Raw genomic sequence first — 15,238 nt, forward strand, 5'->3', positions numbered from 1 at the left:
CGGCCCCTTGGGATCCCCCCATATAGAACGTACTCCGCTTTGCGTCACGTGTTCTTCGGCCGCCGCGCCCCGTCCGCCGCCGCGATCGCCTCATTTCCTCCTTCGCTCGGAGCGACCAAGGCCTTCCCCGTCCGGCCGTCGTGGCGTACTCTCCCGCGCCCGATGCCCGATGGAGAAGCCACGATGAACCACGCACGGGGACGGCGCCGCACGGCCTTCCTTTCAACGGTCCTGTTCTTGCTCGCCGCTTGTGCGCCCCCGCCTCCCGTGCAGCCGGCGGTGAACGTGAGCCAGGACGAACCGCGCCGCCCCCTCCTCGTGCCCGAGGCGGGCCACGAGGGCGCGGTCGAGGGCGCAGCCGCGCTCCCCGATCCCGGGACGGCCATCCCCGTCGGGCCCGACGCCCCCGCCTGGGGAAACCCGCTCGCCCCCGTCACCCTGGTCATCTGGGGCGATTTCGAGTGCCCCTTCACGTCGCGGCTCATGGCCACGCTGGCGCTCCTGCAGCAGCAGTACGGTCCCGACCAATTGCGGGTCGTCTGGAGACACAACCCGCTCCCGTTCCACAAGAATGCGCGTCCCGCGCACCTCGCGGCCGAGACGGTGCTGCGGCTCGGAGGCGTGAACGCATTCTGGAAGTTTCACGCCCTCGCGTTCCGGAACCAGCGCTCCCTCGACGTCCCGTCCTTCAACGACTGGGCGGCGCAAAGCGGCATCGATCCCTGGGCCTTCCAGGCCGCCTTCGACCAGCAGCGCTTCGCCGCGAACGTGGACGCGGACATCACGTTCGGCAAAAAGGTCGGCGTCCTGGGGACGCCGGCCTCGTTCGTCAATGGCATCTTCCTCGCCGGCGCTCAGCCCATCACGAAATTCCAGGAGACCATCGACGCCGAGCTCGAAGAGGCCGCCGCGCTCCGGCGCGAGGGCACTCCCCCCGAGCGCGTCTATGCCGAGCTCTCCGAGCGAAACCACCAGAAAGCGCCGCCGCCCACGCCGCCGCCCCCTCCGCCGGCAGACTCGGACACGGTCTGGAAGATGCCGCTCGACGGCTCGCCCGCGCGCGGCAAACCGACCGCGCTCGTGACGATGGTGATGTTCGGCGATTTCCAGTGCCCCTTCTGCAAACGATCCCTCGCGACGATCACCGAGCTCGAAGCCAAGTACGGCGACAAACTGCGCCTGGTGTTCAAGCACAACCCCCTGCCCATACATCCGCGCGCCGAGGCAGCCGCCGAGCTCGCCATCGAGGCCGGCGCGCAGAAGGGAGAGGCCGCCTTCTGGAAGGCCTTCCAGGCGCTCTTCGACACCCAGGATCGCCTCGCGGACCCTGAGCTCGAGAACCTCGCGATCGCCCTCGGCCTCGACGTGAAGCGCGTGAAAAAGGCGATCACGTCGCACACGCATGCCGCGCGCATCGAGCGTGATATGGACCTGGCCGAAGACTTCAAGGTGATGGGCACGCCGCATTTCTTCATCAATGGCAGGCGCCTCATCGGCGCGCAGCGCCGCGAGCAATTCGAAGCCATCATCGACGAAGAGATCACGAAGGCCGGAAAGCTCCTCGCTTCGGGGACGCCGGCCGCGAACATCTACGATGCCCTCCTGAAAGACGCGAAGAGCCCCGCGCCCGTGGAGCGAATCCTCGCCCCCGCGCCCACGAAGGACCAGCCGGGCAAAGGCGCGCCGGCCGGCGCCGCGGTCACCGTTCAGATGTTCGCGGACTTCCAGTGCCCCTTCAGCAAGCGCGTGCAGGCGGACATCGATCAGCTCCTCGCCGCCTTTCCGGGCAAGATCCGCGTCGTCTGGCGGCATTTGCCCCTCCCCTTCCACAAGCAGGCGCAGCTCGCCGCCGAGGCCTCCGTCGAGGCCTACCGGCAAAAAGGCGAGGCCGGCTTCTGGGCCTTCTCGGCACGCCTGTGGGAGGACCAGTCGGAGCAGGGCTTGAGCCGCCCGGCCATCGAGCGCAAAGCCGCCGAGGCGGGGCTCGACGTGACGAAGCTCTCGGCGGCGCTCGACGCGCGCACGCACTGGAAGGTGGTCCAGGCCGATCTGGAGCTGGCCGATCGCCTGAAGATCATGGGCACGCCGGCCTTCGTCATCAACGATTATTTCGTCGGCGGCGCGCAACCTCTTCACAACTTCAAGCGGATCGTCACGAGGGCCCTGAAGTCGAAAGAGCCGATCGCCTCCGGCACGCTGAAGGCCGACGCCCGGCAGCCCGCGCCCCTCGTGGCGACGTCGCCGCCGCCGCTGAGCCCGCCGCCGTCCCCGGCCCCGCCCGCGCCCGCGCCCGCGGCCTCCGCGGTGACGCCCGCGGGGCACATGGGCGCAAAGCACCTGGTCATCATGTATGCGGGCTCGAAGCGCGCGCCCTCGCACATCACGCGCAGCCGGAGCGAGGCGCTGGCGCTCGCGCAGGACGCGCGCAAGCGACTGCAAGCGGGGGCGAGCTTCAACGACATCGTCGCGCAATACAGCGACGAGCCCAGCGCCGCGCAACGCGGGGGCGACCTCGGCACGTTCCCGAAGGGCGCGATGGTCCGCGAATTCGAGGAGGCCGTGGAGAAGCTCGGCGTGGGCGAGACGAGCGGCGTCGTGGAAACGCCGTTCGGATTCCACATCATCGTGCGGACGCAGTAGCCGCTCGTCTCGGGGCTACGTCCACACGCGGGAGATCGCCGTGCCGTTCACCCTGCCGGTGCGCGCGTCGATGCCCGCCTGGACGAACAGGCCGGTGATGCTGTCGAGAATCGGATACTCGTGGAAGTACAGCCCCGTGCTCTGCGTCCACAGGAGCGGCTCGACGCGCAGGAGCTGGTGGCCCTTGATGTCGAGCGGGTAATCGCCTTCGCCTCGTAAGGCGTGGACACGGCCCCAGGCGTCGCTTTTCCAGGTGTAATACCAGGTGAGACCACGGCTGTCCGGGATCGGGAAATCGATGTACCCTTCCTCGCGCTTGTCGATGGGGAAGTGCTGTTTCTTCGCGTAGCTCCGGAGGAACGCCGAGCTGCCGAGCCAATGCAGCAGGGTCTCGTGGAGCGAATCGCCCACGAGCGGCAGCTCGAAGTGGTCGAACTCCGCATCCCCCTCGTCGCTCGGGTTGCGCACGGTAAAACCGTGGCGCTGGAGGGCCCGCACGAGGTCGCAGAAGGAGCGTATCTCCTGGTGAAACAAGGGCAGGATCGCCGAGGCCTTCACGATCGCGGCGGACGGGTACTTCGCGCGCGCCTTCTGCGGGGCCGCCGGGCCGCCGTGGAGGATGACGTCCGCGGTCGCCATCAGCTTGTTCGTCACGCCCTTCGCGCCCAGCCCATACAACATGGCGCGATAAAGCTCGTAGTCGTCCACGTCGACGACGTAGACGCTCTTGCCCGCCACGCCATTGGGGATGTTCGCGGCGGGCTCGCCGGCGCCTGCGTGCAAGGCGGTCGGATGTTTCTTCAGAGGAAGCATGGGCCTCATTTCCCGTCTTTGATCTCGATGACGCGCGGTTTCTCCGGTGCGTGGCAAATCAAGATCGGGTTCTCGTCTTGCATCGTGGCCTTCACGTGCGAGATGAGGACCTCCCCCTGCGCCTGGTTCTTCACCTCGACGCCGAGCCGCCGCCCGCCCTCGGAAAACTCGACCAATCGAATGTCGGCGACGCCGGGGAACGTGGCGAGGGCCTTGCGGGTCCCCGGGAACGTGAAGTTGTTCGCGTTCCCAGGGTTCACGTCGTAGAGATACACGAGCGGCGTCTTGCACCCCTCCGCGAACGACCAGCCTTTCCCCTCGCGGACCCGATACACCTTGCCCTCGGCGGACGCCCACATCGCGTCGCCGTCGACGACCATCGTGCGGAAGATCATGGGCCAGGAGAGCTTTCCGACCTCCACCCATTGGCCGCCCTCCCATCGCTCGAGCGAGGGCCCCGCGACCACGTGCAAGACGCCGCTCGTCGAGACGAACGCGAGCGTCGGCGGCGCCGCGGTCCGGGGCAGCGCCGTGAGCTCGCCGCCTTTGAGCTGGAGAATCGGGTTGTTTTTCCCCGCATACAGCCAAACCTCGTCCTTGCCGCCGAGGAGCTTCGGCCACCAGCCGATGTCTTTCACCAGAGGCCGGACATCGATGAACCGCGATTTCGTCGCGTCCGCATCCCACACCTCCAGCGCCGGCCCCCGCGTGTGGCACATCTGGCCGACGGCGACGAGCACGCCCGATTTCGAGGCGGCGATCGTGTCCGCCCATATCGCGGGGCGAATCGGCATGAACTCGCTGGGCTCGACCTCCCCCGGCTTGCAGCCCGCTTCCGTGGGCATCTGCTGCTTCCGATCGAGCTTGGGCCCGCGCACGGTCGAGAAAAAGATCCCGTCGCCGTACGCGTACGACCAGCCCAGGAGCAGGACCGATTCTCCGATCCGGGCGATGCCGTTGAGCGCGGCCGGGCCACCGCCCAAGGCGAAGGATTTGCTCGCTCCCTTTCCGGTCAGCGGCATGTACGAGGGCACCGGCGCCCGCATGCTGTCGCTGCGATAGAGCACGTCGATCGCGTCGGGCCAGCGGCCTTGCACGGAATCGATGACCGTCGCCTGCGGCCCGCCAATCTCGGGCGGGATCGTCTCCTTCAGCCATTCGACGCCGTCGCCCGCAATCCGGCCGACGCGTTGCTTGTGCGTGACGACGATCGCGCCCTCGACGTCGAACACGGCCTCCGGCTTGCTGCCGCCCGCGGGCGCGAATTCTTCGAGGACGAGCGTGGGCACGGCCTTCGGCCCCGCAGGCTGCGCCGAGGCCGCGCTCGCGCTCGGGGCCACGCTCGCCGCAGCTTTCGGCGGATCCTGCTGGGGCGGCGGGGGATCACTCTTCTTGCACGACGCGACGCAAGCGAGCATCACGACGAGCGGGAACAGGACAGGAAAACGGGCGGTCCTCTGCATGGGCCGCCCGGAACTATCGGCGATCGGTGCGCCCTTGTCCACACGGGACGCGCCCGCGTGGGCTCGCCGCCCCTGTCAATCGATGCAGACGAAGCCTGAGAATTGATACACCTGCGCCCGAGCCGCGACCCGCACGCGCCCGCTATTCGGCACGAAATAATCCACCGCCGACGTCGGGTGCAGCCCGCACCCGCAGACCTCCATGTCGAACAGCCGCACCCGGTATCCCCCCCGGACCTTCCGGACGTTCGTCGTCTCGATGCGATCCACCAGGAAATCGCGGCCGTCGTTGATCTCGATCGTGTACTCCGGGGTCGCCGTCGTGAGCGCGACCGCGAAGCCGAGCGCCTCCGCCTGCGAGGTCACCGGGGCGAAGCGGTCGAGGAACGCCGCGGCCGTGTCGAGCAGCTCGAAGCGCCCGCCGCCCGTCGCCAGCAGATAGCGCCGCTTCTGCGGCAACATGCAGCCGAGGTTGACGATCCCCACAGCCCCATCCTCGCGCGCGTCCGCGTTGCACGACGCGATGGCCACGCGCGGCGCGAGACCGCCGAGCGCCTCGTCGATGTGCAGGGTATTTCCGAAGCACCCGAAGGGCTGAATCGTGGGCGAGGCCGAGCAATCCAGCGTGTCGTCGCTCCGGACGCACCCCGCGTCGAGGAACGGCTCCACGTCGACCGCCGGCACGCGCGGCGGCGGATGCTGGATGATGACCGGATCCCGCGCCGACGCCTCCGCCGCGAAGCCAGTCACGAGACCGAGACCAAGCGCGAGAAGCGGGAAAACGTGCTTCATGGTCATGCCCTCCCCGACGTACCTAAGCCCGTACGCCTGGGTGACAAGCCGCCCCGCGCCCGCCTTTATCCCGTCAGAACCGCAAAACCCCGTTCTCCAGCACGACGCCCGTGTTCGCGCCCTGCGCCTTGACGAGCTCGACCCGCGTGCGGCCGTCCGACAGGAGCATCGCCCCCCCGACCACCGACGCCACGCCGATGCCGAGCGTGATGAGGCCGATCGTCCGGACGGCCCGAACGTCCTTCATCGGCTCACGGTCCTGGGGCGTCGGGGTATCGTTCATGGTGAAACTCGCAGCGGTGAACATGACGCCGCCGAGGCTGAGCACGCCGCCCATCGACACCAGGAGGATCCCCGACGCGAACCGGCCCATGCTGGTGCCTTTGACGCGCACCGTCACAGGGCCCTCCTGGGAATCGAGGCGGAAGGACTCGCCCGGGAACATGCCGGGGCCGCTGATGAAGAACCGATGGCCGTCCCGACCGTCGACGAGCCGGTTGCACGGCGCGCTGCACACGAACTTGGTGATCGCATTGGGCCCAACGTACGGTTGGTGCTGGTAGCCGCCGCCACCCATCTCACCCTCGACCCGCGCGAGCTCCACGTTGGGCCAGTCCGATTCGATGTGGAGGAACGGCACGCCGAGCCCCGGCGTGAGCGGCGCGGGGGCGGCCGGCGGCGCGGGGGCGGCCGGCGGCGCGGGGGCGGTGGCTTCCTGCGGGCCGCCCGCGATCTTGGCGATCTCGCTCCACGGGATGACGCTCTGCTCCCCCGCGACGATGACGATGACGCGTTGCCCCGGCTCGACGTTGACGAGGGTGCCGCGCATCGTGCTGCCATTCTTGAGCTGAATCTCGGCGGCCCCTGTCGTGACCGCGACCGGGACCGAGGCCGGCTCCGGGGCTGCGGCCTCGGCCGCGCCGTCGTCCGCCCGCGCCACACCTGCGGAAGAAGCGCCCACCAGCGCCACCACAGCCACCCACCGTGCAACGAAGCTCATGGATCCTTCATAGAGCAAACGAGCGGCCGGGTGAAGGGCGCACCGAGCAATCCGAGGCATGTTTCTTCCCTGGGCAAGACGGGTCGCCGGCGTTAGGGCCCAGGCGAGGGGGTGGCTGCATGAAAGCCGTCGTGTTTCACGGGGTGGGCGACATCCGGCTGGATGACGTCCGCGAGCCGAAGATCAAAGAGCCGACGGACGCGATCGTGCGCCTGACGGCGAGCGCGATCTGCGGGACCGATCTGCACTTCGTCCGCGGGACCATGTCCGGGATGAAGCCGGGCACGATCCTCGGGCACGAGGGGGTCGGGGTCGTCGAGGAGCTCGGCAAAGACGTGCGCAATCTGCGGAAGGGCGACCGCGTCGTCGTCGCCTCGACCATCGCCTGCGGTACCTGCTCGTATTGCCGAGCCGGCTACCAATCGCAGTGCGACAAGAACCCGAATGGCAAGCAGGCGGGGACGGCCTTCTTCGGCGGGCCCATCCAGACCGGCCCGTTCGACGGGCTCCAGGCCGAGTTTGCCCGCGTCCCCTTCGCGCACGTGGGCCTCGTGAAGCTGCCCGACGGCGTGAGCGACGATCAGGCGATCCTGCTCTCGGACATCTTCCCGACGGGGTATTTCGGGGCGGAGATCGCCGAGATCACGCCGGGCGACACCGTGGCCGTGTTCGGCTGCGGGCCCGTGGGCCTCTTCGCGATCGTGAGCGCGCAGATGCTCGGCGCGGATCGGGTCCTCGCGATCGACGCTGTCCCCTCGCGCCTCGACATGGCGCGGGCGCTCGGCGCGGAGGTCATCGATTACAATGAGGAGGACCCGATCGAGACGATCCAGCGCCTCACCGACGGGATCGGCGTGGACCGCGCGATCGACGCCGTCGGCGTCGACGCGAACCGCCCGCACGCCGGGCCGGCGAAGGTCAGCCGCGAGGAGAAAAAAGAGGCCGAGCGAATGATCGAGCAGGTGGCGCCGCGGACGAACGAAGACGGCGACAACTGGCACCCGGGGGATGCCCCGTCGCAGGCGCTCACCTGGGCCGTGGAGGCGCTCGCGAAGGCCGGGACGTTGTCCATCATCGGCGTGTATCCGCCGCAGATGAAATGGTTCCCGATCGGCATCGCCATGTCGCGAAACCTCACGGTGAACATGGGCAACTGCCCGCACCGCCGGTTCATCCCGAAGCTGCTCGACCTCGTCGCGAGCGGCGTCGTGGATCCCACGAAGATCCTCACGAACCGGGAGCCGCTCGTCTCGGTGATCGACGCCTACAAGGCATTCGATCGGCGCATGCCGGGCTGGGTCAAGGTCGAGCTCGCGCCGGCCTCCGCCCCTGCGAAAAAGGCGGCCTGATCGGGGCGCGGCTCGGGGGAGACGCCGAAGAGCGCGAAGTTCAGCACGAACATGATCGCGCCGAAGAAGTGGAGGCCGAGGAAGACGGCGATCCCGACGTGAAGCGCGAGGATCGCCGCGAGCCACAACCTCCGCGTGCGCCGCGGCCAGATGAACACGCAATACCCGAGCTCGACGACGAGCGTGCCGACGCAGGCGAGCTGCGAGATCGCGGGATAAAACGCGAGCCACGACATGTCGAATTGCTTGCAATCCGGGAACGAGAGCGCCCGGAAGAGGAGCTCTCCGTCCCACCAGTCGATGCCGGAGGCCTTCTCGATGCCGCTGGCGAGGTACGAGATGGCCATGTGAATCTGCATCACGCGCAGCCCGAACCGCGCCGTCGATGTGGACGCGGACGCCGGACGGAAGAGCGTCGCGTCGAGCGAGATCGCACGGCCGGCGGGGACCCATATCAGGTAAAAAAGGAAAATGTGGGCGTACCGGTCCATCCCGTAGCCCAGCGGATCGGCGCTGAGCATGAAGGTCCAGTGGAGGAACCACGCGACCAAGGCGGCGAGCCGCGTGCCCAGGCCAACGGCGAGCAGGGCGAGGGCCGCGACGTAGGCGGCGCCGAGGACACGAATGCCGCCCCCTTCGCCGAGCCCGAGCCAAGAGAGCCCTGCGAGCAGGTCGTGGACGCGCGGCCCGAACGACGCGCTCGAGGCGTTGCCGATGCCCTGGAACAGGCCGTCGCGCGAGAACCAATCGACGACCTCGGGGCGAAGCGTGGCGGCCTGCACGAGCAGCACGAGGGCGAGGCCGATGCGCAAGACCGCGAGCGGCCGCGCCGTGGCCGGGGCGAACAAGAAGGCGTCGACGGCGCCGCGCACGCGTGCCTTCACAGCGAGCTCATCCAGGATCGACCGTTCCATGATGTCCCCCTGTCTCACCGAGATCCGCGCTTGAATTTCGCCTGGTAGACCGGCGTCACGCGCGGCGTGCGCCCGTTTCTGTGCTCCTCCATCGAGACCGATTCGAAGTCTTCGGCGCGCACGACGACCTCACGCGCCTCCGGGTTCCGGGTGAACATCCTCGCGGCGAGCGCGGTGGCGAGGGCGCGCCGGCGCTCGGAATCGTCATACTGGAACTCGGCCGCGACATGGGAGAGGCGGAGGTCGACCTCGCGGCTCCCGCCCGTTTCGAGGGTGGTCGTCGTTTTGCGTCCCTCGTGATCGATCAAATCGAAATGGAGCATGAGCTGGTCACGCGCCACGGGCGCGAAAAACCCGTACCCCGTTCCTGCACCCGAGAGGTCGCTGTAGTGCGAGAGGACGCGCCCGATGGGCCCGACATGGAGCAAGGGCATGTCCGCGGCTCCGAGCGTCACGAAAAGCAAATGAGCGGCGGCAAGCCCGATCAGCCATCGGCGCGGCACGGTGCGCATGGTCGACTCCTTACATCACAGCACCGCCCACCGGTTTCCCGGTGGGCGGTCTTCATGAGCTGCCTGCTCGTCCAGGATCTGCGTCAATCCCAGCGGTCGTAGCGACGATCGTAACGACGATCGTAGCGACGGTCGTAGCGACGATCGTAGCGACGGTCGTAGCGTCCGTCGTAGCGACGGTCGTAGCGACGATCGTAGCGGCGATCATAGCGACGATCGTAGCGACGGTCATAACGACGGTCCCACGGTTGGGTGCTCAGGGCATCCTCGGCTTCGTCTACGGCTTCGTCGGACTCGTTCAAGGCATCCTCGGACACGCCCACGTCTTCCGCGACGAGCTCCGGATCCGCCGGGATGTCCGCACGGGCCGCGGACGGCGCCGCGACCACGCCGAGCCCCGCACCCAACACGCCTGCCACGAGCAACGAACGAATGAAATTCTTGAGCATGAATCCCCCTTCCTGTCCGGAACGTGCAGTCGTCACGCCGAACGGCAAGGGCCATCCGCGCGGTACGCTCGCACGAAGGTTTCGCCGTCTTCATTCTCCGCCCCCGCCTCTCTCCCGCCTCCGCCGTTTCCGCTCGCGAGCCGCTCCCCTCTTTCGGTATCCTCCGCGCGATGAAGAAGCTCCTCAACGCGCCCTCCGATCTCGTGAAGGAGGCCCTCGCGGGCATGGCCCTCGCGCACCCGGGCCTCCTCCGCGTCCACGTCGACCCGGCTTTCCTCGTGCGCGCCGACGCGCCCGTGCGGGGCAAGGTCGCGGTGCTCTCCGGGGGCGGCAGCGGGCACGAGCCTTTGCATGGGGGGTTCGTCGGGCGCGGCATGCTCGACGCCGCGTGTCCCGGCGCGGTGTTCACGAGCCCCACGCCGGACCAGATCCTCGAAGCCACGCGCGCCGTCGACGGCGGGGCGGGCGTCGTCCACATCGTCAAGAACTACACCGGCGACGTCATGAATTTCGAGATGGCCGGCGAGCTCGCGCGCGACCTCGGAATCACCACCGAGACCGTGCTCGTGAATGACGACGTGGCCGTGGAGAACAGCCTTTACACGGCGGGGCGCCGCGGCGTCGGGGCGACGGTGCTCGTCGAGAAGATCTGCGGCGCCGCGGCCGAGGCGGGGCGCGCCTTGGCGGACGTCGCGGCCCTCGGCCGGCGCGTGAACGAGCACGGGCGCAGCATGGGGATCGCGCTCAGCCCGTGCACGGTGCCGCACGCAGGGAAACCCTCGTTCGAGCTCGGGCCGGACGAGATGGAGGTCGGGATCGGGATCCACGGCGAGCCCGGTCGAAGGCGCGCGAAGCTCGAACCAGCCGATCGCATCACGGAGATGCTGATGCATCCGATCCTCGACGATCTCCCGTTCCAGGCTGGAAAAGACGTGCTCCTCTTCGTCAATGGCCTTGGCGCGACGCCGCTCCTCGAGCTGTACGTGGTGTTCCGCAAGGCGCACGAGATCGCGGCGGCGCGGGGCCTGCGGGTCGTGCGGAGCCTCGTCGGGCCGTACATCACCTCGCTCGAAATGGCGGGCGTGTCCATCACCCTCCTCCAGGTCGACGAGGAGATGGTCCGGTATTGGGACGCGCCCGTGCACACGGCGGCGCTGCGCTGGGGGGTGTGACGTGGGGAGCGGAATCTTGAACGCGGACACCGTGGTCCAGTGGATCGAGCGCGCGGCCGAGGTGATCGAGGAAAACGAGAAAACGCTGACCGAGCTCGACGCGGCCATCGGCGACAGTGATCACGGGGCGAACATGGCGCGTGGCTTCTCGGCCGTGCGCGGCAAGCTCACAGCGCATCCCCGCGACGACATCGGCGCAATCCTGAAAATGGTGGGCATGACGTTGCTCTCGACCGTCGGAGGCGCGAGCGGGCCGCTCTACGGGACCTTGTTCCTGGAAGCCGCGAAAATCTCGGCGGGGAAACCGGAGATCGATCGCGTGGTGATCCTGCAATCGCTCGCGGCCGGGCTCGCGGGGATCCAGAAGCGCGGCAAAGCCGAGCCGCTCGACAAGACGATGGTCGACGCGCTGGGGCCGGCGATCCGGGCCTTCGAAGGCGCGGAGGGGGTCTCGCTCGCCGAAGCGCTCGCGCAGGCGGCCGAGGCGGCGCGGCTGGGCGCGGAGGCGACGATTCCGCTCGTGGCGCGCAAAGGACGGGCGAGTTATCTCGGGGAGCGAAGCGCGGGCCATCAGGATCCGGGCGCCACGTCGATGTGGCTCCTGCTCCAGAGCCTCGCCGAGGCGGGAGCGGAATGAGCAAAACGACGGTCGGGCTCGTCCTGGTCTCCCATAGCCGCGCGCTCGCCGAGGCCACGCGCGCGCTCGCGACGCAGATGACGGGCGATGCAGTGGTCGTCGAATGCGCGGCCGGCGTCGGCGAGGCGGGCGAGGCGCTCGGCACCGACGCCATGGCCATCGTGGCGGCGCTCGAACGCGCGGCCGGCGCGAAGGGCGTGGTCGTCTTGATGGATCTCGGCAGCGCCCTCTTGAGCGCCGAGACCGCGCTCGATCTCGTGGATACGTCGATTGCGGCGAAGACGCGGCTCTCGGCCGGGCCCTTCGTCGAAGGCGCCGTGGCCGCGGCCGTGCGCGCGGCGGGCGGCGGGACGCTCGACGAGGTCGCGGCCGAGGCACGACGAGGGCTCGTGGCCAAGGAGGAGCAGCTCGGGGAGGCCATGCCCGCCCCCGCGCCCGTGTCGGTCGAAGAGAGCACGGAAAACGTGTTTTTGGAGGACGCCATCCTCGGGGACGAGCACGGCCTGCATGCGCGCCCCGCGGCGCGGCTCGTGTCCTGCGCCGCCCAGTTCGACGCGAAGGTCGCGATCGAGAATCGAACGAATGGAAAGGGACCGCGCGCGGCGGACAGCATCGTCCTCCTCGCGGGGCTTCAGGCTGGGCGGGGGGATGTTTTGCGCATCGCCGCCTCGGGGCGCCAGGCGGAGGCCGCCGTCCGCGCCATGGCCGCCCTCGTGCGCACGTTCGGCGCGACACCCGACGCGCCCCCGCCGCCGGCGCCCGAAACGGCCACGAACGAGCGCGGGATCCCCATTGCGCCCGGTGTTGCCGTGGGGCCGTGTGTCCGCCTGGAACGAGCCGAGATCCGTTTCTCGCATGCCTTCCCCAAAGATCCCCCCGCGGAGCTCGGTCGGCTCACGGCCGCGCTCGACGAGGTCGAGGCGGAGATCCGCAGCGCGTTTGGCCGTGACGACATGGCGACCCTGCACGCCACGTTGCTCCGGGATCCCGTCATCCTGCAGGCGGCCCGTGAGCTCATCACGAACCAGCACCAGCATGCTGCCGCGGCTTTCCACGAGGGGATCGAGCGCGCGGCCCTGGCCCTCGCGAACGCGGACGACCCCTACATGCGCGCTCGGATCGCCGACCTGCGCGACGTCGAGCTCGCCGTCTTGCGCGCGCTCGGCGCCGCGCCCGCGGCCGTCCTGCCCGAAGGCCCGCCGGCCCTCCTCCTCGCCGACGAGCTTTTGCCGAGTGAAGCCGCGCGCCTCGACCCCACGCGCGTGCTCGGCGTCGTCGACCTGCGCGGCGGCCCGACCTCCCACGCCGCGATCCTCCTGCGCGGCGCCGGCATTCCCGCGGTCTTCGGAGCCGCCTCGATGCTGAAGAATCTGCCCGCATCCCCTGCCCGCCTCGGCCTCGATGGTTCGACCGGCGAGGTGTGGGTCGATCCGCCCCCGGACCTCACGGCCGATCTCGAACGCCGCCGCGCCGAAGAACGGGCCGCGCGGCGCTCCGTGGCGGCCCTTCAAGGCAAGGTCCCCCTTCCCTCCGGCCCGACCGTCGAGCTTTGGGCCAATGCCGCGAGCGCGCTGGAGGCGCGCGCCGCCAAGGAAGCAGGCGCCTTCGGGATCGGCCTTTTGCGTACGGAAATGTTCTTCCTCGACCGCGGCGACGCGCCCGGCGAGGACGAACAAGCGGACCTGTATGCCGAGGTCCTCGCCGCCTTCCCCGGCGCGCCCGTCGTGATTCGTACGCTCGACGCGGGCGGGGACAAGCGTTTGCCCTGGCTGCACGTTCCCCCCGAGGAAAACCCTTACCTCGGCCTCCGCGGCATTCGCCTCTCCCTCGATCGGCCCGACCTCTTGGAGACGCAGCTCCGCGCGATCCTCCGCGCCGGCCGGGGCCGGGACGTGCGGCTCATGATCCCGATGGTATCGACGGCGACCGAAATCGAGGCCACGAAGGCGGCCCTCGCGCGCGCCGCGCGGACGCTCGACGCCGCGGGAAAGCCGTACCTCTGGCCCGTCCCGCTGGGCATCATGGTGGAGGTGCCGGCGGCGGCGCTGCTCGCGGATCGGCTCGCGCCGCATGTCGATTTCTTCAGCATCGGGACGAACGATCTCACGCAATACACGCTCGCGGCGGAGCGAGGCCATCCGAGGCTCGCGGCGCTCGCGGACGCGGGACATCCGGCGGTGCTGGACCTCGTGGATCGTGTGTCGAAAGCGGGCCTCGCCGCAGGGCGCGCCGTCTCCGTCTGCGGCGAGGCAGCGGCGGATCCAAAACTCGCGGCGACGTTCGTCGGGCTCGGGATCACGCGCCTGAGCATGGGCCCGGCGGCCATCGCCCGCGTCGCCGCGGCGCTCGTCGCGGGCGCCGCCGAGATCGGGTAGGGTCTCGCGTGATGAACGCCCCCGGCTACGCGCTCCCCCGCTCGTTCCTCCCGATTCGCAACGCCCACCTCGCCGGCAAGAAGGCCGCTGGCGTGAAGGAGGTCGTTCCCGCCGGCGAGATCGTGATCACCACGGGGCGCCTCGTGGCCTGCGATCCCCTGATGCAGCCCGAGCGGCCCCCCTTCGAGCGCCTCCTCGCGCCGGGGAAATACCCCGTTCATCTCTTCGTCGCGAAAGAGGGGTCGGTGATCGGATTCGCCGAGATCCGACTGCGGAAGACGACCATCGACCATTTCGAACTCGCCACGATCGCCGGGCAAGATGCAGCAGACCTGCGCGAGGGCCAGTTCTTCGGGTATCCCGTCGACGCGGGGCTCGGCTGCTTCGCCGACGAAGCCGCCCTGCGTCACCTCCGCGACGCGGACGCCGCGCGCCGGAAGGCGGAGGGACCCTCCTATGGGAGCTATTACGACGTCGTGAGCCCCGAGCTTCGCGCGAATGGAGGCCGGTGGGTGGCGCATCGGCCCCACGGGAGCACGAGCGAAAGCGTGATGATCTTTCGCTCCGGCGACGGCGACGGGACGTATGCGACCTACTTCGGCCTCGATGCCGACGGCGAGGTGGCATGTGTCGTCACGAGCTTCAACGTCTTCGCGGAGCCGGTCTCCCCGGAGCGCAAGCTGCAGAACGTCACCGAAATCTTCGCGCCGTTCGTGGCCGCCATCGAGCGGGACATCGGCGCCTTCCTGCAATCAAAGGGGTTTTCAGGGCCGAATGCGGCGTACAAGGTGAAGTCGGACGGGGGCGAGCTTGATCTCACCTACACGCGTGACGGGCTCGCCTTCCAGGTGCGCACCACGGCGCTGTACAAGTCGGTCTTGGACGCCCATTTCCGCTGGACGCGCGGGCGCGCTACGCTCGACGTGGGCAACGAGCACCACAAGGCGGGTGTCGCGCTGGCTCTGCCGAGCGCCCTCGCCATCGGCGATGCGGCCGCGTATACCTACGCCGCGAAGATCGGAGCCTCGTACACGGCGCACTGGGACGTGCTCGAAGCGGCGGTGCTGGGGTACCTGCCGATCAAGGCGCCCAAAACGAAGAAGCGCTGACGTATCCGTCGCC

The 15,238-nt window shown here is 69.1% G+C and carries 13 protein-coding genes; 6 read left to right on the top strand and 7 right to left on the bottom strand.

Going from position 1 to position 15,238, the window contains the following annotated elements; genetic code table 11:
• The first annotated feature begins 183 nt into the window (after window positions 1-183).
• On the top strand, window positions 184-2,640 hold the full coding sequence (locus QHF89_RS36365) for a thioredoxin domain-containing protein (RefSeq protein ID WP_136970482.1): 2,457 nt from the start codon (window positions 184-186) through the stop codon (window positions 2,638-2,640).
• Between the two features lie 15 nt (window positions 2,641-2,655).
• Here the strand turns inward: QHF89_RS36365 and QHF89_RS36370 are convergent, their stop codons facing one another.
• The 4 genes from QHF89_RS36370 to QHF89_RS36385 form a co-directional block, all read right to left on the bottom strand.
• Window positions 2,656-3,453, bottom strand: coding sequence for a hypothetical protein (locus tag QHF89_RS36370; RefSeq protein WP_136970481.1), 798 nt, complete (start codon window positions 3,451-3,453; stop codon window positions 2,656-2,658).
• Between the two features lie 5 nt (window positions 3,454-3,458).
• Window positions 3,459-4,916 carry a hypothetical protein gene (locus tag QHF89_RS36375; RefSeq protein ID WP_136970480.1) on the bottom strand — a complete coding sequence of 486 codons (1,458 nt, stop codon included), beginning with the start codon at window positions 4,914-4,916 and terminating at the stop codon, window positions 3,459-3,461.
• Window positions 4,917-4,991: 75 nt separating this feature from the next.
• A complete protein-coding gene (locus QHF89_RS36380; protein WP_136970479.1) occupies window positions 4,992-5,708 on the bottom strand; it encodes a hypothetical protein in 717 nt (238 codons plus the stop codon).
• A 73-nt stretch (window positions 5,709-5,781) separates the two neighbouring features.
• Window positions 5,782-6,708 carry a hypothetical protein gene (locus tag QHF89_RS36385; protein ID WP_136970478.1) on the bottom strand — a complete coding sequence of 309 codons (927 nt, stop codon included), beginning with the start codon at window positions 6,706-6,708 and terminating at the stop codon, window positions 5,782-5,784.
• A 119-nt stretch (window positions 6,709-6,827) separates the two neighbouring features.
• Between QHF89_RS36385 and QHF89_RS36390 the strand changes: the two genes are divergently transcribed.
• The gene (locus tag QHF89_RS36390; RefSeq protein ID WP_136970477.1) at window positions 6,828-8,057 is read left to right on the top strand and encodes a zinc-dependent alcohol dehydrogenase; all 1,230 of its coding nucleotides are present in this window, start codon (window positions 6,828-6,830) and stop codon (window positions 8,055-8,057) included.
• Here the strand turns inward: QHF89_RS36390 and QHF89_RS36395 are convergent.
• From QHF89_RS36395 to QHF89_RS36405, 3 genes are all read right to left on the bottom strand, one after another.
• Window positions 7,973-8,971 (bottom strand): HTTM domain-containing protein, encoded by a 999-nt coding sequence (locus QHF89_RS36395; RefSeq protein ID WP_136970476.1) that lies wholly within the window; start codon window positions 8,969-8,971, stop codon window positions 7,973-7,975. The genes QHF89_RS36390 and QHF89_RS36395 overlap by 85 nt on opposite strands.
• Before the next feature lie 14 nt (window positions 8,972-8,985).
• The gene (locus QHF89_RS36400; protein WP_136935639.1) at window positions 8,986-9,483 is read right to left on the bottom strand and encodes a hypothetical protein; all 498 of its coding nucleotides are present in this window, start codon (window positions 9,481-9,483) and stop codon (window positions 8,986-8,988) included.
• Between the two features lie 83 nt (window positions 9,484-9,566).
• A complete protein-coding gene (locus tag QHF89_RS36405; protein WP_136970475.1) occupies window positions 9,567-9,932 on the bottom strand; it encodes a hypothetical protein in 366 nt (121 codons plus the stop codon).
• A 170-nt stretch (window positions 9,933-10,102) separates the two neighbouring features.
• On the opposite strand from QHF89_RS36405, the gene dhaK reads away from it, so the two are divergent.
• From dhaK to QHF89_RS36425, 4 genes are read left to right on the top strand one after another with little or no spacing between them, the layout of a single operon-like run.
• Entirely contained in the window at window positions 10,103-11,104 is a 1,002-nt protein-coding gene (gene dhaK, locus QHF89_RS36410; protein WP_136935641.1) for a dihydroxyacetone kinase subunit DhaK, read from the top strand.
• Between the two features lie 13 nt (window positions 11,105-11,117).
• Entirely contained in the window at window positions 11,118-11,741 is a 624-nt protein-coding gene (gene dhaL / locus QHF89_RS36415; RefSeq protein WP_136970567.1) for a dihydroxyacetone kinase subunit DhaL, read from the top strand.
• Window positions 11,738-14,116 carry a phosphoenolpyruvate--protein phosphotransferase gene (ptsP, locus tag QHF89_RS36420; protein ID WP_136970474.1) on the top strand — a complete coding sequence of 793 codons (2,379 nt, stop codon included), beginning with the start codon at window positions 11,738-11,740 and terminating at the stop codon, window positions 14,114-14,116. Before dhaL ends, ptsP begins: the two co-directional genes overlap by 4 nt.
• An 11-nt stretch (window positions 14,117-14,127) precedes the next feature.
• The gene (locus QHF89_RS36425; RefSeq protein ID WP_136970473.1) at window positions 14,128-15,225 is read left to right on the top strand and encodes a DUF4241 domain-containing protein; all 1,098 of its coding nucleotides are present in this window, start codon (window positions 14,128-14,130) and stop codon (window positions 15,223-15,225) included.
• Window positions 15,226-15,238 lie beyond the last annotated feature (13 nt).

This window comes from Polyangium sorediatum (genome assembly GCF_029946465.1).
In the GTDB taxonomy this organism is placed as follows: domain Bacteria; phylum Myxococcota_A; class Polyangia; order Polyangiales; family Polyangiaceae; genus Polyangium; species Polyangium fumosum.